This window comes from Phreatobacter aquaticus (genome assembly GCF_005160265.1).
Classification (GTDB): Bacteria; Pseudomonadota; Alphaproteobacteria; order Rhizobiales; family Phreatobacteraceae; genus Phreatobacter; species Phreatobacter aquaticus.
Genome location: NZ_CP039865.1, coordinates 2,005,737 through 2,030,845, shown reverse-complemented (window position 1 = coordinate 2,030,845; position 25,109 = coordinate 2,005,737). Strand labels below are relative to the sequence as shown.

At 65.5% G+C, this 25,109-nt stretch carries 22 protein-coding genes; 9 read left to right on the top strand and 13 right to left on the bottom strand.

What is annotated here, in order from left to right:
• Positions 1-35: 35 nt before the first annotated feature.
• A complete protein-coding gene (locus E8L99_RS24095; RefSeq protein WP_315862579.1) occupies positions 36-767 on the top strand; it encodes a DUF2155 domain-containing protein in 732 nt (243 codons plus the stop codon).
• Positions 768-988: 221 nt separating this feature from the next.
• Here the strand turns inward: E8L99_RS24095 and E8L99_RS09415 are convergent, their stop codons facing one another.
• Both E8L99_RS09415 and E8L99_RS09410 read right to left on the bottom strand, forming a co-directional pair.
• The gene (locus E8L99_RS09415; RefSeq protein WP_137099293.1) at positions 989-1,645 is read right to left on the bottom strand and encodes a glutathione S-transferase family protein; all 657 of its coding nucleotides are present in this window, start codon (positions 1,643-1,645) and stop codon (positions 989-991) included.
• A gap of 9 nt (positions 1,646-1,654) precedes the next feature.
• Positions 1,655-2,071, bottom strand: a complete 417-nt coding sequence (locus E8L99_RS09410; RefSeq protein ID WP_137099292.1) for a VOC family protein — start codon at positions 2,069-2,071, stop codon at positions 1,655-1,657.
• 103 nt (positions 2,072-2,174) lie between these two features.
• Here E8L99_RS09410 and E8L99_RS09405 point away from each other — a divergent pair, with 103 nt between their 5' ends.
• From E8L99_RS09405 to E8L99_RS09390, 4 genes are all read left to right on the top strand, one after another.
• On the top strand, positions 2,175-2,672 hold the full coding sequence (locus tag E8L99_RS09405) for a winged helix-turn-helix transcriptional regulator (protein WP_137099291.1): 498 nt from the start codon (positions 2,175-2,177) through the stop codon (positions 2,670-2,672).
• 128 nt (positions 2,673-2,800) lie between these two features.
• On the top strand, positions 2,801-4,027 hold the full coding sequence (locus E8L99_RS09400; RefSeq protein ID WP_137099290.1) for a TadE/TadG family type IV pilus assembly protein: 1,227 nt from the start codon (positions 2,801-2,803) through the stop codon (positions 4,025-4,027).
• 234 nt (positions 4,028-4,261) lie between these two features.
• Positions 4,262-4,444 carry a Flp family type IVb pilin gene (locus tag E8L99_RS09395; RefSeq protein ID WP_137099289.1) on the top strand — a complete coding sequence of 61 codons (183 nt, stop codon included), beginning with the start codon at positions 4,262-4,264 and terminating at the stop codon, positions 4,442-4,444.
• 257 nt (positions 4,445-4,701) lie between these two features.
• Entirely contained in the window at positions 4,702-5,337 is a 636-nt protein-coding gene (locus E8L99_RS09390; RefSeq protein ID WP_137099288.1) for a flavin reductase family protein, read from the top strand.
• A 525-nt stretch (positions 5,338-5,862) separates the two neighbouring features.
• On the opposite strand, the gene E8L99_RS09385 is transcribed toward E8L99_RS09390, so the two are convergent.
• Entirely contained in the window at positions 5,863-7,002 is a 1,140-nt protein-coding gene (locus E8L99_RS09385; RefSeq protein WP_137099287.1) for an alpha-hydroxy acid oxidase, read from the bottom strand.
• Between the two features lie 200 nt (positions 7,003-7,202).
• On the opposite strand from E8L99_RS09385, the gene E8L99_RS09380 reads away from it, so the two are divergent.
• Together E8L99_RS09380 and E8L99_RS09375 are read left to right on the top strand one after the other, a co-directional pair.
• Complete coding sequence (locus E8L99_RS09380; RefSeq protein ID WP_137099286.1) at positions 7,203-8,447, top strand: acyl-CoA dehydrogenase family protein; 1,245 nt, start codon at positions 7,203-7,205, stop codon at positions 8,445-8,447.
• An 88-nt stretch (positions 8,448-8,535) separates the two neighbouring features.
• Positions 8,536-9,300 (top strand): SDR family NAD(P)-dependent oxidoreductase, encoded by a 765-nt coding sequence (locus tag E8L99_RS09375; protein WP_137099285.1) that lies wholly within the window; start codon positions 8,536-8,538, stop codon positions 9,298-9,300.
• An 88-nt stretch (positions 9,301-9,388) separates the two neighbouring features.
• Here E8L99_RS09375 and E8L99_RS09370 read toward each other — a convergent pair whose 3' ends face one another.
• From E8L99_RS09370 to E8L99_RS09325, 10 genes are all read right to left on the bottom strand, one after another.
• The gene (locus E8L99_RS09370) at positions 9,389-11,446 is read right to left on the bottom strand and encodes a 3-hydroxyacyl-CoA dehydrogenase NAD-binding domain-containing protein (RefSeq protein ID WP_215907091.1); all 2,058 of its coding nucleotides are present in this window, start codon (positions 11,444-11,446) and stop codon (positions 9,389-9,391) included.
• A gap of 63 nt (positions 11,447-11,509) precedes the next feature.
• Positions 11,510-12,298 (bottom strand): SDR family NAD(P)-dependent oxidoreductase, encoded by a 789-nt coding sequence (locus E8L99_RS09365; protein ID WP_137099283.1) that lies wholly within the window; start codon positions 12,296-12,298, stop codon positions 11,510-11,512.
• 59 nt (positions 12,299-12,357) lie between these two features.
• Positions 12,358-13,305, bottom strand: a complete 948-nt coding sequence (locus E8L99_RS09360) for an alpha/beta fold hydrolase (protein ID WP_137099282.1) — start codon at positions 13,303-13,305, stop codon at positions 12,358-12,360.
• Between the two features lie 137 nt (positions 13,306-13,442).
• Positions 13,443-14,834, bottom strand: coding sequence for a class II fumarate hydratase (gene fumC / locus E8L99_RS09355; RefSeq protein WP_137099281.1), 1,392 nt, complete (start codon positions 14,832-14,834; stop codon positions 13,443-13,445).
• 44 nt (positions 14,835-14,878) lie between these two features.
• On the bottom strand, positions 14,879-16,165 hold the full coding sequence (locus E8L99_RS09350; protein WP_137099280.1) for an NAD(P)/FAD-dependent oxidoreductase: 1,287 nt from the start codon (positions 16,163-16,165) through the stop codon (positions 14,879-14,881).
• Between the two features lie 11 nt (positions 16,166-16,176).
• Positions 16,177-17,106 (bottom strand): NAD-dependent epimerase/dehydratase family protein, encoded by a 930-nt coding sequence (locus E8L99_RS09345; protein ID WP_137099279.1) that lies wholly within the window; start codon positions 17,104-17,106, stop codon positions 16,177-16,179.
• The gene (locus tag E8L99_RS09340) at positions 17,106-17,843 is read right to left on the bottom strand and encodes an SDR family NAD(P)-dependent oxidoreductase (protein ID WP_252511309.1); all 738 of its coding nucleotides are present in this window, start codon (positions 17,841-17,843) and stop codon (positions 17,106-17,108) included. The genes E8L99_RS09345 and E8L99_RS09340 overlap by 1 nt, the downstream gene beginning before the upstream one ends.
• Positions 17,844-17,859: 16 nt before the next feature.
• Complete coding sequence (locus tag E8L99_RS09335) at positions 17,860-19,194, bottom strand: FAD-binding oxidoreductase (RefSeq protein WP_252511308.1); 1,335 nt, start codon at positions 19,192-19,194, stop codon at positions 17,860-17,862.
• On the bottom strand, positions 19,191-20,702 hold the full coding sequence (locus tag E8L99_RS09330; protein WP_137099277.1) for a UbiA family prenyltransferase: 1,512 nt from the start codon (positions 20,700-20,702) through the stop codon (positions 19,191-19,193). Before E8L99_RS09330 ends, E8L99_RS09335 begins: the two co-directional genes overlap by 4 nt.
• A 116-nt stretch (positions 20,703-20,818) precedes the next feature.
• Complete coding sequence (locus E8L99_RS09325) at positions 20,819-22,117, bottom strand: Zn-dependent hydrolase (protein ID WP_137099276.1); 1,299 nt, start codon at positions 22,115-22,117, stop codon at positions 20,819-20,821.
• 250 nt (positions 22,118-22,367) lie between these two features.
• Here E8L99_RS09325 and E8L99_RS09320 point away from each other — a divergent pair, with 250 nt between their 5' ends.
• On the top strand, positions 22,368-23,117 hold the full coding sequence (locus tag E8L99_RS09320; protein WP_168201617.1) for an IclR family transcriptional regulator: 750 nt from the start codon (positions 22,368-22,370) through the stop codon (positions 23,115-23,117).
• A gap of 406 nt (positions 23,118-23,523) precedes the next feature.
• Positions 23,524-25,071, top strand: coding sequence for an ABC transporter substrate-binding protein (locus tag E8L99_RS09315; RefSeq protein ID WP_215907065.1), 1,548 nt, complete (start codon positions 23,524-23,526; stop codon positions 25,069-25,071).
• The last annotated feature ends 38 nt before the right edge of the window (positions 25,072-25,109 follow it).

Here is a 25,109-nt window from a genome sequence, read left to right as displayed (position 1 = left end):
GAATCGCTTCTCCCCGACACCCTGTGGACCGCGCCTTGGCGAACCTCCGTGCAGCCCTCCTCCGCCTCTCAAGCCTGACGCTGGTGATCGCAGGCGTCGGCGGCTCGCTTGGCATTGGTGTCGGTTCGTTCGGCGCATCGCCGGCGCTTGCCCAGTTGCAGCTTGGACCGCCGCCGGCTGGCCAGCGGCCCGGTCAGGCGACGCCCGGCCTGCCGCCCCCGCCCAATGCCCAGCCCGCGCCGCCGCGCCCGCGGCCGGCCCGACCGGCTGCTCCGATCGACGATGCCCAGGGGCCTGCCCAGGGCGATGCGCCCCGCGACCGCCGCCGGGCACTGCCTGGCGAATCGGTGGCGCCCGCGCCGGACGAGACGGTCATTGCCCCGCCGCGCCAGCGCATCACCAATCCGACCGCCGTGTTCTCGGGCCTCGACAAGATCACCGGCCGCATCATCTCCTTCGATGTCGCGATCGATGAGACCGTGCAGTTCGGCGCGCTGCAGGTGACGCCGCGCGTCTGCTACACGCGGCCGCCGACCGAGACGCCGCAGACCACCACCTTCGTCGAGGTCGACGAAGTGACGCTCAACGGCGAGGTGCGCCGCATCTATTCGGGCTGGATGTTTGCCGCGAGTCCTGGCCTGTCGGGCATCGAGCACGCCGTCTATGACGTCTGGCTCACCGACTGCAAGCAATCGGCGCCGCTGATCCCGGGCCAGCAGCAGAGCCGGCCCACGGTTCCGCAGCAGCAGGGCCAGCCGCGGCGATAGGTTGGCTGGGTCTGGCCTCGGGGCGTTTGTGGCCGCCATTGAGACGTAGTCCCTCCACACCTCACCCTGAGGTGCGAGGGAGCGCAGCGAGCGAGCCTCGAAGGGCGTCTTGCCGCTAACCAGCAAACGATCCTTCGAGGCTCGGCTTTGCCTCGCACCTCAGGATGAGGTGCGGAGAGTGACAGTCGTGAAGCGCGTCACCTGACCGCTCTGCCCCGCTACTAATCCCGGTCCGGCGCCCCCAGCGGGAAGTAGCTGCGGAATGGCCGCGCCTCGTCGACCGCTCGGGCAAAGGACGGTCTTGCCAGCAGACGCGCGCGGTAGGCGCGCAGGTTGCTGAAGCCCGGGTCGATCGGGTGGACCCAGTCGGCATAGAACAGCGAGGGCGCCGCCGCGCAATCGGCCAGGCTGAACCGCTCGCCGGCAGCCCAAGTCCGCCCCTCCAGCCGGGTATCCAGCCATCGATAGGCGATGTCGAGATGTGCCAGGGCCTGGACCACGCCGAAGGGATCGCGGTCGGCCTCGGGACGCAGCGCATCGAACACCGGTTTCTGCATCTGCGTCATCACATCATTGTCGAAGACACGATCGAGCAGCCGCACCTCCTGCGCCTCGCCAGGATCGTCCGGCAGGAAACGCGTTCCCCCCGGCCGGGTGACATCGAGGTGCTCGATGATGATGCTCGCCTCCGGGATCGCCTTCCCGTCATCGACCAGCAGCGGAAAGCGCTTGAACGGCCAGAGCCGATGCAGGGTCTCGGTCGCGCCCGGGTCGTCAGGTCCGAGCATGCGGTAGGTGAAGGGCGTGTCGTTCTCGTAGAGGGCGACGAGCACCTTCTGGCAATAGGCCGAAAAGGGATGAGCGAAGAGTTCGGTCATGGTCGTCCCTCAGCCCTGGCCGCCGGCGGCGACCTTCGGATCCATCCAGAAGATTTCCCAGACATGGCCGTCCGGATCCTCGACGCTGCGGCCATACATGAAGCCGTGGTCCTGCTTCGTATTGGGATCGGCTCGTCCGCCGCCGGACGCGCCGCTTGCGACAACCGCGTCCACCTCCGCGATACTGTCACACGACAGCGCGTAAAGACCGGCGCTGGTGGCGCGGGCATCGGCGATCGGCCGCGTCGTGAACTCGCCGTAGCGTGCGTGCGTCAGCAGCATCGCGTAGACCGTGTCGGAAAACACGATGCAGGCGCCGCCTTCATTGGAGAATTGTGGATTTCGCGTGCCGCCCAGCGCCTCGTAGAACGTTGTCGAACGGGCAAGGTCGGACACCGGCAGGTTGACGAAGATGGATCGCGGCACGGGGGAGCCTCTCTGATAACCACTTGCATAATGCAAGCACTATCTTGATATCAGCACCGCTTGTGACTTGCAAGCAGGTGAGCCATCCGTAAGGATCGACCGCATGACACCCACCGGACGATCGGGCTGCCCGATCAACCTCACGCTCGAAATGCTCGGCGACCGCTGGAGCCTGATCGTCATCCGCGACATGATGTTCGGCAATCGGCGGCATTTCCGCGAGCTGCAGACCCAGTCCGAGGAGGGCATCGCCTCCAACATTCTGGCCGATCGCCTGAAGCGGCTGACGGAAAACGGGCTGATCACCCGCAGCCCCGACCCCGACCACAAGCAGAAGGGCATCTACAGCCTGACCGAGCCGGCGATCGAGCTCGTGCCCCTGCTCGTCCAGATGGGGGCCTGGGGCCGCCGGCACACACCGGTATCAGAGGAATTGTCGATCAGGGCTGAACTTCTGGAGGCCGGCGGGCCCGCTCTCTGGGAAGCTTTCATGGCCGAGTTGCGCAGCCTGCACCTGGGAGCACCGGCACCGGCCAGGTCGGTCTTCGCGGAGCTGCAGGCGGCCTATCAGGCGGTTCTGGCCAGGAAGGCGCGGGGGTAGTGACGCTGCGGCAGTTCAGAGACTGTTATCCGAAAAATTGCATCAAGTTGTGGCATTAACCTCCGTGCATCGCCTGGTATGGCAGTGAGTGATCAATCGATGTTCTTGGCTGTGAGCAAGGATTGATCATGCTTTCGGTATCTGACGTGCTTCGCCGCGCCGCGCGCTTCTTCGCTGCCAGGAGCGGCAATGTCGGCGTCACCTTCGCCATCGCGGCACTGCCGCTGGTCGCCGGGACGGGCGCCGCTGTCGACTACTCGCGCGGGGCCATGACGCAGGCCCAGCTGCAGGCGGCCCTCGACGCCTCGCTGCTGGCTGGCTTGCGGGCGACCGGGACGGAAACCACAACCGCCAAGACCTATCTCGACGCCCAGGCGCAGGTGGGCGTGACCAGTACCTTCACGCTGACCGGCAACACGCTGGCGGGAACGGCCAATGCGACCCTGTCGACCTATTTCATGGGCGTCATGGGTGTGAAGACCATGGCACTGAAGGTGACCGGCAGCGCGGTGCGCACCACGTCCAACAGCACGACAGGCGCCCTGCCCTGCATCCTGGCGCTGGCGCCCTCGACCTCCCAGTCGCTGCTGATCAATTCCGGCGCCAAGATCAACGCAACGAGCTGCGAGGTTCACGTCCGCTCGACCGCCTCGCCCGCCGCCATCTTCAATGCCGGCACAACGATGAACATCAAGCGGTTCTGCATTCTCGGCACCAATATCATCAAGAACACATCGGACCCGATGCCGATCGAGACGGGCTGCGCGGCGGCGACCGACCCCTATGCCGGCAAGCTGCCGACCCCGACGGTGGGTGCCTGCACCAACACCAAGTCGGTCTACGATCCGCCGTCAGGCGGCGCCGCGCACTCGATGCCCGGCGGTTCGGTGTGGTGCGATCTCACCTTCAACGGCACGTCGAAGATCGTGTTCGGTGCCGGCCTGCACATCATCAAAGGCCGGATGATCATCAATTCCAACTCGGTCATCGAGGGCACCGGCGTCACCTTCTACTTCCCCGACACCAATTCCGAGATCCGCTTCAACGGCGGCATCACGTCCAAGCTCTCCGCCCCGACCACCGGCACCTATGCCAACATCCTGATGTTCGAGCCGAGCACCAGCTCCTCGACCGTGCAATATGTGTTCAACTCATCGGTGAGCGAGGAAATCTCCGGCCTGATCTACCTGCCGCGCCGCGATCTCACCTATAATTCAACCTCGACGGTCAACGGCTCGAAGATCCAGATCGTCTCCAACACGATCATCTTCAATTCCCTCAACTGGCGCCTCACCCCGAACACGGCCCTGTCGGGAACGACCAGCAGCACGGCTTCGATCCGGCTGACGCAATAGACCGCAATGACCGAGCCGGGCTTCGGCCCGGCAGGCATCGCGCCACCGTTCACAGGTCCTCCGGGCCCCGTGACGGTGGTTTTGGCGTTTCATGTCAGAAGAGAATGCCGGCAGAATTCGCGTACCCCATAAGCACGCTGTTAATTTTTTTCCTCTAATTTTGGCTACATTGAGTTCATCCTTGTCCGTAAACGGCGACATGCGATGTCCTCTGACGATACCAGGATGGTACTCATGACCTTCGGCAAAGCACTTGCCGCGACAGCGCGTCGCTTCATCAAGGACTCATCGGGCGCGACCGCGATCGAATACAGCATCATTGCAGCCGGCATCGCCGCCGTTATCATTGTTGCGGTAAACACGGTCGGCTCAAACTCGCTGAACACGTTCAATCTCACCAACAACAACATGAAATAAGCCCGCCTTGGCCGCCCTGTGCGGCCATGGGGCTTGATCAGATGCGTCGGGCCTCGCCGGTGGCGGGGCTTTCTGCGTGGGCGTCCACCTGCGGCCGGCAGGTGATGCGGCACCGCCCACTCGGGCATGTGATCCCCTTGGGACGAGGCTCACGCCTTACCATGCGTCAGCGCCGATCAGCCTCGCCGGATTGAGGGTCGAACCGCCGGGACATTGTCGCTAGAGAGGATCAACGCCCTCCCGCCCGGATTTGACCCATGCGCTCCATTGCCCTCGACACCCTGCCGCCCGACCGGGTCTACAAGATCCTCTGCTCGCTGGTGGTGCCGCGGCCGATCGCCTGGGTCTCGACGATGAGCGCGGATGGCGTGACCAATGCCGCTCCCTATTCGTTCTTCAACGTGTTCTCGGAGGCCCCGCCGCTGGTGGCGCTCGGCCTGCAGCACAAGGCCGATTTCAGCCCGAAGGACACCACGCGCAACATCCACGACACCGGCGAGTTCGTGGTCAACCTGGTGGATGAGGCGCTGGGCGACAAGATGAACATGACGGCTGCCGACTTCCCCTTCGGCCAGTCGGAATTTGCCGCCATGGGGCTGACCGAGGCCGCGTCGACCACGGTCAAGCCGCCGCGCATTGCCGAGGCCCCGGCGGCGCTCGAATGCCGGCGCGAGGTGTCGCTGGCCTTCGGGCCGCAGCGCGAGCTGCTGGTCGGCCGGGTGACCCATGTCCATGTCCGCGAGGACGTGATGAACGAGCGCTTCGATGTCGACATCGAGGCCTACAAGCCGCTCGGTCGCATGTTCGGCAATCTCTACACCCGCCAGCGCGATGTCGTGGCGATCGACCGGGTCAGCTATGCGGAATGGCTGAAGAAGCGGGCTGCGGAATAGGCGGCGGCCTCCAGCGCGACCGGCAAACTGCGATGATCGGGGGTTAAGCCCCCCACCCTCACCCTCCCCACCGCAAGCGGGGGGAGGGGATAAGAGCGCGCATGCCGATGCGACGGGCACAAACGGCTGCCAGATGCGGCGAGTTATGCTCGTCGACCACGAACGCGGATGGAGCTGGGCGCGCTCAAACTCCCCTCCCCCCGCTTGCGGCGGGGAGGGGCATGCAGGTGGGGGGGGACCAGTGCGCACCAAGGGGTTTGAAGCGGTAAACAGGCGCGCACCGTAACGGAAGCTGCAAGGCCCACTATTCGCATCTTTCGGCGGAGCGAGACCTCGCTCCTGTTCCACGACGGCTCCAGTTGCGATCGCTCTGACGCCGAGGCGGAAGCAGGCCGAAAACCATTGATTTTCAAAGGCTTGCTGATGCCAGGCGCCAAGCACGCGCGCCGGTCGCCCGGCGCACGCTCCTGCAATGTCCATCCACGACACCTCCGGCTGGCCTTGCAGCCAACCCTCTGATGCCGCTCAGCTTTTCAGGATGATGCTGGAATCGACCTGGTTGATGTCCGTCTTGCCACAGAAGGCCATGGTGAGATCGAGCTCCTTGTGGATGATCTCGAGCGCCTTGGTGACGCCGGCCTCGCCCATGGCGCCGAGGCCATAGAGGAAGGCGCGGCCGATCATGGTGCCCTTGGCACCGAGCGCCACGGCCTTCAGCACGTCCTGGCCGGAGCGGATGCCGCCGTCCATCCAGACCTCGATGTCGGAGCCGACCGCCGAGACGATGCCCGGCAAGGCGGTGATCGACGAGGGGGCACCGTCAAGCTGGCGGCCGCCATGGTTGGAGACGATCAGCGCGTCGGCGCCGCTCTTCACCGCCATATGGGCGTCCTCGGCGTCCTGGATGCCCTTCAGGATCAGCTTGCCGCCCCAGCGGTCCTTGATCCAGGCAATGTCGTCCCACGAGAGGCGCGGGTCGAACTGGTCGGCGGTCCAGGCGGAGAGCGACTTCATGTCGGCGACGCCATCGACATGGCCGACAATGTTGCCGAACTGCCGGCGCTTGGTGCCGGCCATGCCCAGGCACCAGCGCGGCTTGGTGAGCAGGTTGATGATGTTGGCAATGGTGGGCTTGGGCGGCGCCGACAGGCCGTTCTTCAGGTCCTTGTGGCGCTGTCCCAGCACCTGCAGGTCGAGGGTCAGGACCAGGGCAGAGCAGCCCGCCTTCTTGGCGCGGTCGATCAGGCGGCCGCCGAACTCGCGGTCGCGCATCACGTAGAGCTGGAACCAGAAGGGGTTCGAGGTGTTCTCGGCGATGTCTTCGATCGAGCAGATGCTCATGGTCGAGAGGCAGAACGGCACGCCGAACTTGCCCGCGGCACGGGCCGCCAGGATCTCGCCATCGGCATGCTGCATGCCGGTCATGCCGGTCGGCGCGAGCGCCACCGGCATGGCAACGTCCTGGCCGATCATCTTGGTCTTCAGCGTGCGGGTCTCGATATTGACCGCCACGCGCTGGCGCAGCTTGATCGCCTGGAAGTCGGAGGAATTGGCCCGGTAGGTGCCTTCGGTCCAGGAGCCGGAATCGGCATAGTCGTAGAACATCCTCGGCACCCGACGCTTCGCGAGCAGGCGCAGGTCCTCAATATCGGCGATCACGGGCACGGCAAACCTCACGGGACGTGTCACCGTCGGCGGCCCATAACCCCCGGCGGGCCGCGTACATTCCACGGAAATGGTCCGCTCCGCAATGGCCCGGCGGAGAAGGCACATACTCGCGGGTATGTGCCGAACGGCTGCTTGACCACTCGCCAAAATCGCCCTCTGCTTGGCAGCAGAAACAGCAGAGCAGGGAGAGAAAGTCCGTGGATTTCTCAATGTCCGAGCGCCAGCGTTACTGGCGCGACCGTGTGGTCGCCTTCATGAACCAGCACGTCTATCCGGCCGTGCCGACCTTCGACGCGCAGACCGAAGCCTTCGGTGCGGATCGCTGGCAGATCGCCCCGGTTCTCGAGGACCTGAAGGCGAAGGCGCGCAAAGAGGGCCTGTGGAACCTGTTCATGCCGCCGTCCGAGGACCATGACACGGACGAGTTTCATGGCGCCGGCCTGACGAATCTCGAATATGCCATGTGCTCGGAAGAGATGGGCAAGGTCGGCTTCGGCTCGGAAGTCTTCAACTGCTCGGCCCCCGACACCGGCAATATGGAAGTGCTGCACCGCTACGGCACGCGGGAGCACAAGGAGCGCTGGCTGAAGCCGCTGCTCGCCGGCGAGATCCGCTCGGCCTTCCTGATGACCGAGCCGGCGGTGGCCTCCTCGGACGCCACCAATATCGAGACGCTGATCCGCCGCGACGGCGACGATTATGTCATCAGCGGCCGCAAGTGGTGGTCGTCGGGCGTCGGCGATCCCCGCTGCAAGCTCGCCATCGTGATGGGCAAGACCGACACGGGCGCTGCCAAGCACATGCAGCAGTCGCAGATCCTGATGCCGCTGGACGCGCCGGGCGTGAAGGTGGTGCGGATGCTACCCGTCTTCGGCTTCGATGACGCCCCCCACGGCCACGCCGAGGTGATCCTCGACAATGTCCGGGTGCCCGCCAGCAACCTGCTCTTGGGCGAAGGCCGCGGCTTCGAGATCGCGCAGGGCCGCCTCGGACCGGGCCGCATCCATCACTGCATGCGCACGATCGGCGTCGCCGAAATGGCGCTGGAGAAGATGGTGAAGCGCCTGCAGTCGCGCGTCGCCTTCGGCAAGCGCGTGTCGGAACAGTCGGTGTGGGAACAGCGGATCGCGGAAGCGCGCATCGACATCGAGATGACGCGCCTCCTGTGCCTCAAGGCAGCCGACATGATGGACAAGGTCGGCAACAAGGTCGCCAAGCTCGAGATCGCGATGATCAAGGTGGCGGCACCGCGCATCGCCCTCAAGGTGATCGACGATGCCATCCAGGCCCATGGCGGCGCCGGCGTGACCACCGATTTCGGTCTCGCCAAGGCCTATGCCCATATCCGCACGCTGCGGCTCGCCGACGGCCCGGACGAGGTGCACAACCGCTCCATCGCCCGCATGGAAATGGGCAAGTACACCAACCGCGACGCCCATTGAGGCGTGACGGCCAAGCCTGGCCTGCCTCACCGGCAGGCCGGGCTTAAAGGTGGCAGAGACCGCCAAAACCATTCCGGAGGAAAGCCCGATGTCCCTGTTCGATCTCACCGGCAAGGTCGCCGTCATCACCGGCTCGTCGCGCGGCATCGGCCGGGCGATCGCCGAGCGCATGGCCGAGCACGGCGCCAAGGTTGTGATCTCCTCGCGCAAGGCCGCGCCCTGCCAGGAGGTGGCGGACGCGATCAACGCGAGATACGGCGCCGGTCGCGCCATCGTGGTGCCGGCCAATATCTCGTCGAAGGACGACCTGCAGCGGCTGGTCGACACGACGCGGGCCGAACTCGGCCCGATCGACATTCTCGTCTGCAACGCGGCGTCCAACCCCTATTACGGGCCGATGGCCGGCATTGCCGATGACCAGTTCCGCAAGATCCTCGACAACAATATCGTGTCGAACCATTGGCTGATCTCGATGGTGGCGCCCGAGATGACCGCCCGCAAGGACGGCTCGATCATCATCGTCTCGTCGATCGGCGGCTTGCGCGGGTCGGAGGTGATCGGCGCCTATTGCATCTCGAAGGCCGCCGACATGCAGCTCGCGCGCAACCTTGCGCATGAATATGGCCCGCACAATATCCGGGTGAACTGCATCGCGCCGGGCCTGATAAAAACCGATTTCGCCAAGGCCCTCTGGGAGAACCCGGCAGCGCTGGCCGAGCGGACGAGGACGACGCCGCTCCGCCGCATCGGCGAGCCGGACGAGATCGCCGGCGCCGCAGTGTTCCTGGCCTCGAAGGCCGGCTCGTTCACCACGGGGCAGAGCATCGTCATCGATGGCGGCGTGACGATCTGACGGGGATAAGTTCGGCCGGCCTGGACAGACTTGTCCCCGTCGTGCCCGCCATGTCAGCGAGCACGACGGCCGGACAGGAGAGCAGACCTCAGAGGTCCTTGAAGCCCTTTCCCTCGGCGACCAGCTTCTCTAGCAGCGCCGACGGCTTGAAGTCCGCGCCATGCTGGCCCTCGAAGCGCTTCATGACGTCGAGCACCGTGCCGAGCCCGATCGTGTCGGCGTAGAACATCGGTCCGCCGGTATAGACGGGCCAGCCATAGCCGTTGACCCAGACCGTATCGATGTCGGAGGCGCGGATGGCGATGCCCTCCTCCAGGATCTTTGCGCCCTCGTTGATCATCGGATAGATGCAGCGCTGCAGGATCTCCTCGTCGGAGATCTGGCGGCGGTTGACGCCCTTGGCGGCGGCGAGATCGAGGATGATCTTCTCGGTCACCGGGGACGGGCTGGCATTGCGCTTCTCGTCATAGTCGTAGAACCCCGCGCCGGTCTTCTGGCCGCGGCGGTCCAGTTCGCAGAGCAGCTCGCGCGGCGTTGAGCTCTTGGAAGTCTCGCGCGACCAGCCGATGTCGAGGCCGGCGAGATCGCTCATGGCGAAGGGGCCCATGGGCAGACCGAAGTCGTAGAGCACACGGTCGACATCCCAGGGCATGGCGCCCTCGAGGATCAGCTTGTTCGCCTCGCGCTGGCGCTGGGCCAGCATGCGATTGCCGACGAAGCCATGGCAGACACCGACGAGGACCGCGACCTTGCCGATCTGCTTGCCGAGCTTCATGGCGGTCGCGATCACATCGGGAGCGGTCTTCGCGCCGCGCACCACCTCCAGCAGCCGCATGACATTGGCGGGCGAGAAGAAGTGCATGCCAATGACGTCCTGAGGCCGCTTGGTCGATGCGGCGATCTCGTTGACGTCGAGATAGGACGTGTTGGAGGCGAGGATCGCGCCCGGCTTGGCAATGGCGTCGAGCTTGCCGAAGACCTCCTTCTTGATCTCCATGTTCTCGAACACGGCCTCGATGATCAGGTCGCAATCGGCCAGCGCGGAGAGATCGAGCGAGGGCGTGTAGCGCGCCATGCGCGCCTCGACATCGGCCATGGTCAGGCGGCCGCGCTTGGCGGTGTTCTCGTAGTTCTTGCGGATGACGCCGAGGCCGCGGTCGAGCGCGTCCTGCTTCATCTCGACGATGGTCACGGGAATTCCGGCGCTGGCGAAGTTCATCGAGATGCCGCCGCCCATCGTGCCGGCGCCGATGATGCCGACCCGTCCGATCGTCCGCGTCGGCGTGGTCTCCGGCACGTCGGGGATCTTGGCCGCCTGCCGCTCGGCGAAGAACACGTGGCGCTGCGCGCGCGACTGGACGCCCGGCATCAGCCGCAGAATGGTCTCGCGCTCGAACTTCATGCCCTCGTCGAAGGGCTTGTTCACGGCGGCCTCGACGCATTGGATACAGGCTTCCGGCGCCTCGAAGCCGCGGAACTTGCGGGCATTGGCCTTGCGGAAGGCGGCGAAGACACTCGCATCGACGGCCAGCTTGTCGGTACGGTCGCGGACCTTGTTCAACGGCGCCTTGGCAGTGATCAGGCCATTGGCGAAGGCGATGGCCCCGGCCCTGAGATCACCCTCGATCATCTGGTCGACCAGGCCGCTATCGAGCGCGACCTTGGCCGACATGGGATCGCCGAAGGCAATGGTCTCCAGCGCCTTCTCGACGCCGACAATGCGCGGCAGGCGCTGCGTGCCGCCCGCTCCCGGCACCAGGCCGAGCTTCACCTCGGGCAAGCCGAGCTTGGCTGACGGGACGGCGACCCGGTAATGGCAGGACAGCGCCACCTCGAGCCCGCCGCCCAGCGCCGTGCCGTGGATGGCGGCGACGACGGGCTTGGCCGAGCCCTCGATCGTCGCGTTCACGTCGTTCAGCGGCACGCCCTTCCAGGGCTTGCCGAACTCAGTGATGTCAGCGCCCGCGATGAAGGTGCGGCCCGCGCAGTGCAGCACGATCGCCTTGACCGCCGGATCGGCGCCTGCGGCCTTCACGGCCTCGTCGATGCCGGTGCGGACATTGGCCGAGAGGGCGTTCACTGGCGGCGAATTGACGGTGATGACAGCGACGGCACCCTCAAGTGCGAGATCGACGACTTCGTTGATGGCGGTCACGGGACGGTTCCTTGGATGGCGGGCGCGAGGCCCATGCAGAGCTTGAAACGGCGCTCAGAAGCGCTGCTGGGCAAAGGGCAAGGTGGAGGAGAGGCCACCATCGACCGGCACGGCCTGGCCGTTGACATAGCTTGCCTCGTCGCTAGCGAGGAAAGCGACGACGGCCGCGATCTCCTCGGGCTGACCGCCGCGCTTCAGCGGATTGAGCTGGCCGATCTTGCCCTCATTGCCGCGGGCACGCGCGCCCTCGAAGATCGGGGCAGTCATGCCGGTCTCGATCAGACCGGGGCAGACCGCATTGACCCGCACGCCGGTGCCGTAGAAGGCATTCGCCGAGGTCTGGACCAGGCTGATGACGCCGGCCTTGGAGGCGCTGTAGGGCGAGCCGCCGGCATTGGCGCGCAGACCCGCAACCGAAGCCGTGCAGATGATCGAGCCGGAGCCCTGTTTCGTCATGATGGGGGCGGCATGTTTGATCGCCAGGAACGGCCCGATCAGGTTGATGCGCAGGATCTCCTGCCACATCTCGGCAGTCTGTTCGAGCAGCGGCGTCCAGCCGCCGGATATGCCGGCATTGGCGTAGAGCACGTCGAGGCCACCGAAGGCTTTGACCGCCTTGTCGATGAAGGCGGTGACATCGGCTTCGCTGCCGGCATCCGCCGCGACCGCAATGGCCTTGCCACCCTTGGCATTGATCTCGGCTGCGGTCGCCTCGACGCCCTCGGCATTGCGATCGACGACAAGGACGGACGCGCCTTCAGCCGCGAACAGCCGGGCCGTCGCGCGGCCGATGCCGCTGCCCGCACCCGTGATGATCGCCCGCTTGCCTTGGAGCCTGCCCATGATCGTTCTCCCCTTCGATTGGCGTTCAGCCGGTCTTCCGCCGGCCGTTTGATGCGTTGTCAGGCCTGCCAGGCCGAGAGCACGGTGCGGGCCGCGGTCACGAGGGCGAGCGGCTGGTCGACCATGACGTGGTGGTCGCAGTCCGGAATCTCGACCAGCAGCGAGCCCTTGGGAACGAGGCTCGCGACATAGTCGATCGTCGCCTTCGGAAACAGCGAGGAACGTGCGCCCCACATGTAGCAGACCGAACATTGGGCATTGGGCAGTTCTTCGCCCGGATTGCCGCGCCGGTTTCGGCTCCACATGAAGGGGTCGAACTTCCAGGTCCAACCCTCTGCCCCGTCGGGCTTTTGCACCTGTCGCAGCGAATGGCGGGCGATATGGTCGATGATGAAGAGGTTGTCGCTTTCCTGCACTGGCATCAGCCGGAAGCGGGCAAGGGCCGCCGGCAGGCTGTCATAGATCACAGTGTCGCGCGGTGGCCGTTGGGCCGCGCGCTGCGCTTCCCGCTTGGCGCGCTCCTCGGGCCGGACGATCGGGGAATCGATGACGATCACACCGCGGAACCGGCCGCCATGCTTGGCTGCCGTCGCGATCGTCGGGAAGCCGCCGAAGGAATGGGCCATGATCACCGGCTTCACGTCTGAAGCGAACAGCCCGCGCGCCTCGGCAACCGCCATGACCTCCTGGACATAGAGATCGACATTGTAGGCCTCGCGCCAGCCCGAGCCGCCCATGCCGGACCAGGAGAAGGCGACGACCCGATGGGTCTCGGCGAAGAAGGGCGCGATGAAGCTCCACCAGTCGGCATGGGCCATTCCGCCATGAAGGAGAAGCAGGCCAGGCTTGCCAATGTCACCCCAGGCCAGCGTCTCGATCTGGGCACCTTCGACCTCGACCGTGCCGCGCTCAGGCGCTAGGCCCAATGCCGCATCAAACCAGGCCGGAGCGGGCGGTTTTGTCCCGCCAAGCCCTGCAAGCGGCGGCGGAATGACGGCTTCCGACATGGTGGTCCTTCATCAACGGGCGAGAGGGCGGCGACGTCCGGTCCCCCAGCCTTGCCTGCCATTGTGCAGCAGGCCAGAGAAGATACCAGAGAGTATGCCGGCTGCGTCCATCCCTCGTCCGGCCGAGGCAGGCAGCGTCAGCCAGGTCCGATCATCTTGGCGGGATCGACCAGGCGGTCATAGGTCTCGGGCGTGACCAGGCCTGACTTCAGCGCTTCCTCGCGCAAGGTCGTGCCGTTCTTGTGCGCTGTCTTGGCGATCTTGGCCGAGGCGTCGTAGCCGATCTCGGGGGCGAGCGCGGTGACCAGCATCAGCGAGCGCTCGACACCCGCCTTGATGTTGTCGATGCGGGCCTCGATGCCGACGACGCAATTGTCGGCAAACGACATAGCGGCATCGGCCAGCAGACGGACCGAGTGCAGGAAGTTGAAGGCCATGACCGGGTTGAACACGTTCAGCTCGAAGTGACCCTGGGAGCCTGCGAAGGTCAGCGCGGCATGATTGCCGAAGACCTGGACGCAGACCTGGGTCAGCGCCTCGCTCTGGGTCGGATTGACCTTGCCCGGCATGATCGACGAGCCCGGCTCGTTCTCAGGCAGCGCCAGTTCACCAAGGCCGGAGCGCGGGCCGGAGCCCAGGAACCGGATATCGTTGGCGATCTTGAACAGCGAGGCGGCGACCGTGTTGACGGCACCGTGGGCGAAGACCATGGCGTCGTGAGCGGCCAGCGCCTCGAACTTGTTGGGCGCCGAGGTGAAGGGCAGTTCGGTGATGGCGGCGATGCGGGCGGCGACTGCCTCGGCGAAGCCGATGGGCGCATTAAGACCGGTGCCAACCGCGGTGCCACCCTGCGCCAGCTGCATCAGATGCGGCAGCGTCATGCGCAACCGTTCGATGCCGTGGTCGACCTGGGTGACATAGCCTGAGAATTCCTGGCCGAGCGTCAGTGGCGTCGCGTCCTGGGTGTGGGTGCGGCCGATCTTGATGATGTCGGCAAAGGCATGCTGCTTGACGGCCAGCGTCGCGCGGAGATGGGTGAGAGCCGGGATCAGGCGGTGGATCATCTCCTCGGCGCAGGCGATGTGCATGGCGGTCGGGTAGGTATCGTTCGACGATTGCGACATGTTCACATGGTCATTGGGATGCACCGGCTTCTTCGAGCCGAGCACGCCGCCGAGCGCCTCGATCGCCCGGTTCGAAATGACCTCATTGGCGTTCATGTTGGTCTGGGTGCCCGAGCCGGTTTGCCAGACGACAAGCGGGAAGTGGCCGGCAAGCTTGCCTTCGATGACCTCCTGAGCCGCCGCGACGATCGCCGAAGCGATCTGCGGATCCAGGCGCCCGAGGTCCCGGTTCGCCTCAGCCGCCGCACGCTTGACGATGCCGAGAGCGCGGATGACCGGTGTCGGCTGGCGATCCTCGCCGATGCGGAAGTTCTGCAAGCTTCGCTGGGTTTGTGCGCCCCAGTAGCGGTCCGAGGCGACGTCAATGGGGCCGAACGTGTCGGTCTCGATACGGGTGCTGGTCATGTCTGCCTCATGGCGGCGGGGGTGACGGCCAGGGCTGACCGCGCTCAAGCGCGCGGGATAGCCTCGGCCATCATGCGGCCATAGCGGATGCTCTCCGCGATACCGCGATCCTCTGGATAGTAGAACGCCGTGTCGGCAATCTGAAGGCCGGTGATCGGCGTCTGGATCGGCGGCAGCTTGTCGCGAAAGTTCGGCTCGCAGACCGGCTGCGCGTAGCGGAGACGTCCGACCGCACTGTCGATCAGGTCGTCGCGGGTGATGGCGGGGTTGACCTTGCCGATATAGCCCATGGCCTCGTCGATGAACTGGGCATCGGTCCAGGTCCATTTCGGGTGCGAGGTGGGCATGTAATAGGGCACATAGACGACCGTCTCCCCGACCGGCCGGAGGTTGGAAAACTCGATCAGTCCGGGAATTTCGATGTCGGGATCGATGATGTTGACCCAGAAGTTCTTCGAGACCGACCGCTTCAGCTTGAGGAGCAGGCAGACCACGCCGATGTTGCGGATGGCGTCATAGCGCGCCTGCCAGTCGGCCGGCAGGTCCGGCACCAGACGCGAGATCAGCGGCGTCGGCACGGTGGAGATGACATGGTCGGCCTCGATCAGCCGCCCGCCGGCACGCACGCCGCTGACGCGGCCATCGGCTGTCTCAACTGTCTCAGCTGGCGCGCCAAGGTGAAGCCGGCCGCCCTTTGCCACGATCGCCGCGACCAGGGCCTCGACCAGCGTCTCGGAGCCGCCCTCAACATAGCCGAGCTCTTCCTGGAAGATGGAACGTCGCGAGGTGCCGACGCGCCGCACACGGGTGGCGATCCACGAGGCCGAAACCTCATCGGCCATCTCGAAGAACTTGAGCTTCAGCAGGCGCTTCCAGAGCGTATCGAAGACGGCCTTGCCCGAGCCGCCCTCGATCCACTGGCGCGCAGTGAGCCCCTCGATCGATGCGAAGTCCCGCCGCCGCGTGGTCAGGAACATCTGCAAGCCGGTGCGGAACTTCGACCAGAGGCTAAGATGAGGGAAGGTCAGAAGCGACACCGGATCGCCCCAGGGATGGATCTTGCCGCCGATGAAATAGCCCATCGAGGTCGGCACCCAGCGCATGCGGTCACCAATGCCGAGTTCGCGCATCAGCGCGAAGGTCGGATCGTCCGCCTTGCAGACGAAATGGTAGAAGCGCTCGATCGACAGGCCGCCGAAATCGAAGTGAGCGGCCATGCCCCCGGGCTTCGTGTCAGCCTCGACCAGATCGACCTCATGGCCGAGCGAAACAGCACGGTGGGCCGCGGCGAGCCCCATGGGGCCTGCTCCGATGATGACCAGACGTGCCAAGCTGCGGCTCCCTAGAATTCGAGCGTGATGCCGGCATAGCGGGGATCGAGGTAGGTCTCCTCGAGCGCCTGCCTGAGCGGCGTTGCCTGGACCTGAAAGATACCGGGCCAGTCGATGACCGGAAAGGTCTCGGGAATCACCAGGGCGGCAAGCTGGCTGGTGGTGAAGGGCGGATTGCGATCGACCAGCCCGTAGATCGTGAGCAGCAACCAGAACAGCCCGTAGGGGATGTGAACGATGCGGGCCTTGGGCCGGACGATCGTGTGGATCAGCTTGATCAGGTCGCCGTAATCGATCTGCTCGCGGCCGGATATGTCAAACGTGCCGGTCGTCCGGCGCTCGAGGCAGGACATGATGACGGCGACGAAATCGCCGACATAGAGCGGCTGGCGGATGTAGCGGCCATCGCCCGGAATCGGGAAGACCGGCGTGCGGTCCATGAACCGCCGCAGCCAGCCGAGATGCTTGCGGTCGAACCAGCCAAACATCAGCGTCGGCCTGAGCACGGCATGCGGGATGTCGCAGGTGTCGATGAAGCGCTCCTGGGCGGTCTTGGAGCGGGTGTAGAAATCATCGGCCACCGAATTGACGACCGATGAGCTGATCTGGACGAAATAGGGGATCGCGTGGGTGCGGGCAGCTGCCACGATATGCTCGGTGGCGGTGACGTTATTGGCAACGAACTCCGCTTCGTCCAGGCCGCCGATCTGCGCCTGGTTGATCACCACCGCATCGGCGCCCGCGAAGGCATCGGCCCAGGCGCCTGGAACCGCCAGATCGGCCTCGATCACCTCGATCTCCGGATGGACCCGGCGCAGCAGGGCCGTATTGGCCGGATGCTTATCGATGCCGATGATCCGGGTACCAGGCCGCGTCTTCAGGCGGGCGATCAGATTCTGGCCGACCAGCCCCGCGGCACCGGTGACGATGATGGTCGCCATCAGATCTCCAGCCGGTTGAAGATCGGTGCCGGCAGGAACCGGATGATCAGCATGATGTAGCGCCAGAACCAGGGCGCGTAGGCGACGGGTCCGCCGCGGTCGGCCGCACGGCGCACCACCAGCGCCACCTGCTCGGCGCTCGCCCAGAGCGGGCCCTTGCGGACCATGCCTGCCGTCATCGCGGTGACCGTCGGTCCCGGCTTGACGACCACGATGCGGGGTCCCTTGCCGGCAAAACGATGGGCGACACCTTCCACCAGCGTGGCGAGACCCGCCTTGGCCGCGCCATAGACGAAATTGGCCCGTCTGCCGCGGTCGCCCGCGACCGAACCGAGGACCACCAGGGATCCCCGGCCCTTCCGCTCGAGGCGGTCAGCGATTGCGAGTATCCAGGCAGCAGCCGAGTTGAAATTGACGGTCAGTATGCGGGCCGCCTCTGCCGGATCGGCCCATGCCTGATCCTGATCGCCCAGGATGCCGTAGGCGATCAGCACGTGATCGACACCACCGAGGCGCTCGATGAAACCGGCCAACTCCTGGCGCGCATCGGTCGTTGCGGCAAGATCGGTGACCGCCACCTGGGTACTGATGGCGCCCCGCGCCTTCAGGTCGGTGGCGATGGCAGCCAGCCGCTCGGCCTGACGCCCGACCAGCAGCAGGTCGGCACCCTCCTTGGCATAGAGGCGGGCGGTCGCTTCGGCGATGCCGGATGTGGCCCCAAGAATGATCACGCGCACGTCTGATATCTCCGGTTCAGGCGCCCATCCGCCGCCAGAACAGCGACGAGACGTGCGGATCGACATGGGCGGCGAAGCGCTCCCAGTCCGGGTAGCCCGACCGGAACAGCGCGGGTGGAATGCGGCCGTCCTTGGCCGGGTAGAGCCGGCCGCCCGCTTCGGCCACGATCGAATCGAGGCGTGCGAGCAGGCGCAAGGTCTCGTCTCCCCGATTGGGAAAGTCGAGCGCGAGTGTCGTGCCCGGTTGTGGGAATGACATGAGGCCTGGCGATGCCTTGTCGCCGAAGGTCTTGAGCACCGCGAGAAACGAGCCCTGCCCCGCCTCGGCAATGGCCTGGAGCATGGCACGGGTTGCATCCGCGGCGACGGCCAGCGGCACCACCGACTGGTACTGATACATGCCCCGCCGGCCATACATCCGGTTCCAGTTGCCGATCGCATCGAGCGGATAGAAGAACGGCGTGTAGGGCATCCGCGAGGTGCCGCTGCGACGGCGGCCGTTCCAGAGATAGAGCGCGTTGAAGGCGCGAATGGAGGCGGCGTTCAGGACGAACCCGGGCAGATCGATCGGCATGGAAGGGCCGGGTGCGCCCATGGCGGCCCTCAGCGGTCCTGCCGGACTGTGGCGACCCCGGCTGAACAATCCGCGGCCAAGCGACGGGCCGGACGCCAGGCAGTCGATCCAGGACACGGTGTAGTCAAAGGCTTCCGAGCTCTCGGAAGCCAGTTCGAAGAAGCCATCCAACCCTTCGAAGGGCACGGTCTCGGCATCGATCATGGCGCTTGCGATCTGTATCAGCTCGATCTCGACCCACTCGATCAGGCCGGTCAGGCCGAGGCCGCCGATGGTGGCGGCGAACAGGCCGGTCGTATCGTCCGGGCCGAGGAGGTGCCGCGTGCCGTCCGAACGCAGCAGGCCGAGGCCGCGCACCCATCGCCCCAGCGTGCCATGGGCATGGTGGTTCTTGCCGTGGACGTCGTTCGCGACGGCCCCGCCAAGCGTGACGAAGCGGGTGCCGGGTGTCACCGGCAGGAACAGCCCATGCGGCACGATGACTTCGAGGATGGCGCCAAGCGACAACCCGGCCTCGGCGCGCAGGATGCGGCTCTCTGGATCGAAGGCGATGATCCGGTCGAGCCCGGTCATGTCGATCACGGCGCCACCCGGATTGAGGCCTGTCTCGCCATAGGACCGGCCAAGCCCCAGTGCCAGAACCGAGCGGCCATCCGACGTCGCCTCGGTCAGCAGGCCCGGCAGTTCGTCACGCCAGGCCGGACGCGCCGCCATATGGCTCGCGCGGACGACGCGACCCCAGGACAGGATGCTGTCGGTCTCTTGGAACCTGCTCATAGCGCCAGCACGAAGAGGATGCCGACGGCCGTGCCGAGCACGATGCTGGCCTTGTCGCGCAAAGCGAAGCTGACGGGATCGTCGTTCATCCGTCCGCGATGGGCCAGCAGCCAGATGCGGCCGACCCAGATGGCCAGCGCGATCGGCACGCCCCAGAGCATTTTCGGGTTGGTGTAGACACCGCGCCGAAGAACCTCTTCGACGATGTAGAGCACCATGATGAGCAGCGAGGCAACGGCGGTCGCAACGCCGAAGACCAGGGTGAGCGCCGCATCGCCAACCTCATAGCCGCGGGCGGCAATGCTGCCGCTGCCCGACGTTCCCGCGCGGACGACCTCGGTATGGCGCTTGGCGGTTGCCAGCGAGAAGAAGAAGAACATCGAGAAGGTGAGCAACCATTCCGAATAGGCCTGCCCCGCCAGCGTGATGCCCATCACCAGCCGCGAGGTGAAGAGAATGCCGATGATCATCGTGTCGAGCAGGGGAACGCGCTTCAGTCCGAAGGAATAGGCCAGCGTCACGGCAAGATAGGCTGCCAGCACGCCCGCGAAACGGGGCTCCAGCGCAAGGGCAAAGCCGAGCGCAACTAGAATGGCGGCGATAGATGCCACAAAGGCCGGCGCTGCCGCCAGACGCCCCGACGCGATGGCGCGCCCCCGCTTCGACCAATGCTGCCGGTCGGCGTCGATGTCGGCGATGTCGTTGAGAATATAGGTCGCAGACGTCACGGCCAGCACGCAGATCAGCCCGAGCGCCGTGCGCAGCAGCGCCGGATGATCGTCCCAGCCGTGACCGAGCAGGATCGGCACGAAGACCAGGAGGTTCTTCAGCCAATGATGGACGCGGATCGCCTTCAGGATTTCGCGCGCGCTGAGAGGCGTGTTGACGAACTCGGCCTCGACCGGCTTGCCAAGCGCCCGCGCCCCTGCCGCAACCGCTTGAGATGCCCCGGCCAGCACGACGCCGCTGGCCACCTGCCAGACGGCGAGATCAGCCCGGCTGTCGCCGACATAGACGAAGCCAACGGGGAAAAGTCTGGTCAGGAGATCGGCCTTGGCCTGACCCTTCAGATTGGTGTCGGAGGAACCAATGGCGGATTTAAAAATTCCGAGGCGGGCCGCGACCGCCTGGACGATCGCCGTGTTGGCGGCCGAACAGAGATGGATCTCGCGACCCAGCGCCGCCTGTTGCTTCAGCCAGGCAACCAGATCGGTGCGCAATGGCAGGCCGACCGCGGCGAAGGGCAGATCGGCAGCGAGCCCGGCCTTGAACGCGGCGCGGCCATCCTTGAGCCGCGGCAGCACGCGCAGAAGGGTCAGCGGCTGATGGAACAGGGCGAAAAGGGCCTGCTCATGCAGCGTGTCTGTCAGAACCAGCGTCTCGTCGAGATCCACGACGATCGGCAGCATGGATGCTGGGCCGGCTGCGATGTCCGCCGCGCGCGCAAGCGTCTCCTCTACCCCGGAGGCCGGCATCGATAGGGCATCGGTAGGCAGGCTGCCGGTCAATCCAGGACTCCGCTGTCAGCCAAAGGTCCGGGGGGACCGCAGCTGCAGAGCCATGCCCTTACCTGAATCGGCTGCCCGATTGAAGCTGCCAAGCCTGCCGGATCATTTGGCCGGCATCATGGCGCGCCGGGCGGCACGCCGTTTGGCAGCGGGCTCGCGCTCAGACGGCGCAGCGCCGCCTCGAGAACCGCGACGCCAGCCACGATGTCAGGCCAGGCCGTATGCTCCTCGGGGCAATGGCTGCGACCGCCGACAGAGGGCACGAACATGAGTGCCGCCGGGGCAAACTCCGCGATGATCGCCGCGTCATGTCCGGCGCCCGACGGCAGCGACAGGGGCTCATGACCAAGATCGCGCGCCGCCGCGTCCAGCAGAGCCGTCAGTTCGCCATTCATCGGCACGGGCGCTGCGCCATACACCCGCCGGACCTGGTGATCGACGTTCATAGCCTGCGCCGCATCGGCCGCCAGACCGTCCATCGCTCCGGCGAGCGCCGCCAGCCGGACTGCGTCGATGTCGCGGATCTCCAGCCCGATGCGCACCTCGGAGGGCACGACATTGCCGGCATTCGGCAGAACCTTGACGATGCCGATCGTCCCGCGTGTCTCCGGCCCTCCCTCCGCGAGAATGAAGGACCTGAACCGGTCGGCAAATCGCGCCGCTGCGGCGAAGGCATCGCGCCGGAGGCCCATGGGCGTCGTCCCCGCATGATCGGGGGCGCCAGTGAACCGCACTGACAAGCGCTCCTGGCCGGCAATGGCGCTGACGACACCGATGCAGCGTGCCTGAGATTCCAGGACCGGACCCTGCTCGATATGCAGTTCGAGATAGGCGCCGATCTCGCCCGGCTCGCGGCGCGCCTCGCCTGCCCGGTCCGGGTCGAAGCCGGCCTCGCGCATGGCCTCCGACAAGCCGGTTCCGTCGCTGGCGCGCATCCGGGCGATATCGGCAGGCGAGAGTGTGCCCATCATGGCACGACTGCCGCTGAACGCACCGAAGCGTCCCTCTTCGTCGCGGAAGGCGATGACCTCGATCGCATGGCGCCGCTCGGCGCCCGTCTCGATCACGCGCCGGACCGCCTCCAACCCGGAGAGCACGCCGAGAGCGCCATCGAGCAGACCGCCATTCTGGACCGTATCGAGATGGGAGCCGATGACGATAGCCCGTGCTTGAGGCGGGCCTTCGAGGCGCGCGATGACGTTGCCGAAACTGTCCATGCGCACCGCAAGCCCGGCGGCTTTGGCGATATCCATGAACCAGGCGTGCACCTTCCGGTCGGCCTCGCCGAAGGCCAGGCGCGACCAGCCCCCCGCGGGATCGCGCCCAATCGCGGCCAGCGCATCGAGATCCCGGCGCAGACGCGGATGGCTCGCATCACTCACGGCCGCCTGTGATGGAAGGGTGTTCGCGGTCATGCAAAGGCCAGGGTGAACAGGCAATGCCCAGATGTTGTCGGGGCAGCGAGAGCCGGAGAGACCAGCGCGTTTCAATAATCACACCCTTGTTTTATCTTTGACCACATGGGCTATTGTCAACGGCGCAACAGCCCTCCCGAAGCCGACGATCGTCGCTGAACGCATGCGCCAGGAGCGCGGCCAGCGGTTTGATAGTGGACTTCGGGATCGCGCCTGTTACGACAAGACCAAGAACACGTTGGAGACAAGGGTGTCGGAAACTGCCGAAAAGGCCATCAAGGTCCTTGAATTGCTGTCCACCTACGATGCGCCCGTGCGCCTGGTGGATCTGTCGCTCGGACTGAAGATGAACAAGAGCACGACCTATCGTCTGCTCGAGAAGATGCGCCAGCTGGGCTATGTGCGCCAGGACGAGCCGAATGGCCGCTACATGCTGACCGTGCGCATGTGGGAGGTGGGCGTCCGCGCGTTCCGTCGCTTCGACATGCGCTTCTGGGCCAGGCCCTATCTGGAAAAGATCCACCAGGCCACCAACGAGACGACGGTGCTGGCGGTCCTCGACGGCGGCGAGGTGGTGATCGTCGACAAGATCGATTCCCTGCAGGCCGTGCAGACGTTTTCGCCGCTCGGCAGCCGGTCTCCCTTGCACTGCTCGTCGCTCGGCAAGGCCTTCCTGATGACCAATCTGGACCGGCTCCTGCTGGGGCGGACAGAACCGCTTCAGGCCTTCACGCCCAACACGGTCACCACCTTTGCCAAGCTGCGCCAGGATATCGCCGTCGCACTGGAGGACGGAGTGGCGGTCGCCTTCGATGAATATCGCGAGGGTGTCAGCGGCGTTTCCGCCCCTGTCCACGGCGTCGAGGGCGTGGCCCTTGGCGCGATTGGCATCACATTGCCTACATCGCGGGCGAAGGGTGCCCCTCTCGCCAAAGCCAAGGCGGCGGTGCGTGAAGGAGCCATCGAACTGTCACGCGCCCTCGGCCGCAGCGAAATCTGACCTCGCCAAGGCAGCGGCGAGGTGGACGCGTGCAAGCGCAACCGCATGCATGACTGTCCCGCGCCGGCGCGCCAGTCCGCCCGTTCGGCCGCCAGATCCATGGCCTGGAACCTGCTTCGGCCAAGCCAACACCGCTCAACTCCGCATGCTGGATCAGAATTTCCGCCAGGCCACGCCTGCGGAGAACAGCCTTTCCGCATTGCCGTGACATTCAAAATCCGGAACTCCGCAAGACACTTGTTTTGATTCCAGAAACGCGGTTTCATACTTGGCACACGCCCTGCAGGTTTGTGGAAACCCGGTGATCCGGGCATCCTCCGGCAGATGGGCCGATAGCCAGGAATGGGGAGCGCACATGCGACGCCGGGATTTCATGACTTTGGCCGCGGGCGCGGCTGGAATGGGAATGCTGCCGACCAAGTGGGCGATGGCGCAGACGCGCGCCGAAAGCCTGCGTATCCTCAGCGAGGCCGGCCCCAATTCGTTCGACACGATCGGCGTGGGCGTCAACCGCAACGCCATCCAGGCGACCTGGAACGTTTATGACCGGCTTGTGCGCTTCGGCACCAAGACGCAGCCGGATGGCACGCTCTATTACGATTATTACGCCATCGAGGGCGAGCTTGCCGAGCGCTGGACCATCTCCGACGACAAGCGCAGCATCACCTTTCACCTGCGCCGCGACGCGACCTTCCATGACGGCTCGCCGGTGACCGCCGAGGACGTCAAATGGTCGCTTGACCGCGTCGTCAGCATCGCGATCGGCAAGTCGCAGTTCTCGACCGGCTCGATGACCGAACCCAGCCAGTTCGAGATCATCGACACCCACACGATCAAGATCACGACGCCGAAGCCCGATCGCTTCACCCTGCCCAACATGGCGGCGGTCTATCCGATCATCATCAATTCCAAGGTCGCCAAGGCCAATGCGACCGCTGCCGACCCGTGGGCCAGCGAGTGGCTGAAGACCAATGCCGCCGGCGGCGGACCGTTCAAGATCGAAGCCTTCACACCCGGCCAGAGCCTGACGCTGTCGCGCTTCGACGGCTGGAAGAACGGCACGCTGCCGGGTTTCCGCCGAGTGCTGTGGCAGGTGGTGCCGAATGCGCAGTCGCGGCGCACCTCGCTCGAGCGCGGCGATGCCGACATCGTGCAGGATCTCCCGCCGCAGGATGCCGTGTCGCTGGCCGCCGATGCCAAGCTCAAGGTCGTCGGCGTGCCCATGGCCGGCGCGTTCCAGTTCATCGGCATGAACAACTCGATCAAGCCGTTCGACAATGTGAAGGTACGCCAGGCCATCGCGTTTGCCCTGCCCTACCAGCAGATGTTCGAGGCGGCTCTCTTCAAGCGCGGCCGGCCGCTGTTCGGCGGCAAGCCGGGCGTGCCGGAGACGACCGAATATCCGCAGCCGCTGGGCTATGACACCGACATTGCCAAGGCGAAGGCCCTGCTCACGGAAGCCGGTTTCCCCAATGGCTTCGAGACGACCTTCTCGTTCGAGCTGTCGCAGGCAACCATCGGCGAACCGGTCTCGCTGCTCATCCAGGAGGCCCTCGGCAAGGTCGGCATCAAGGTGACGATCAACAAGGTGCCCGGCGGCCAGCTCGGCACGCTCCTGCAGAACAAGCAGGTGCCCTTCTTCTTCGAGGGATCGGCTGCCTATCTCGCCGATGCCGACTATTTCTTCCGCATCTTCTACCACGGCCCGACGCGCTGGAACTTCGGCACCTACAACAATCCGGAATTCGCGGCGCTAGTCGAGAAGACCCGGTTCGAGACCGACAAGGCCGTCTACGAGGCGGACGTCAAGCGGATGATCACGCTCGCCAAGGAGGAGGTCCCGATCATCCTGCTCTGGCAGCCAGCCCTCGACACCGGCATGCAGAAGTCGGTCGATGGCTACAAATACCTGTTCCATCGCCAGCTCGAGATGCGCACCCTCAAGCGAAGCTGATGCCGGCACGCATCGAGGCCGGCTTCCGGCAAGGATGA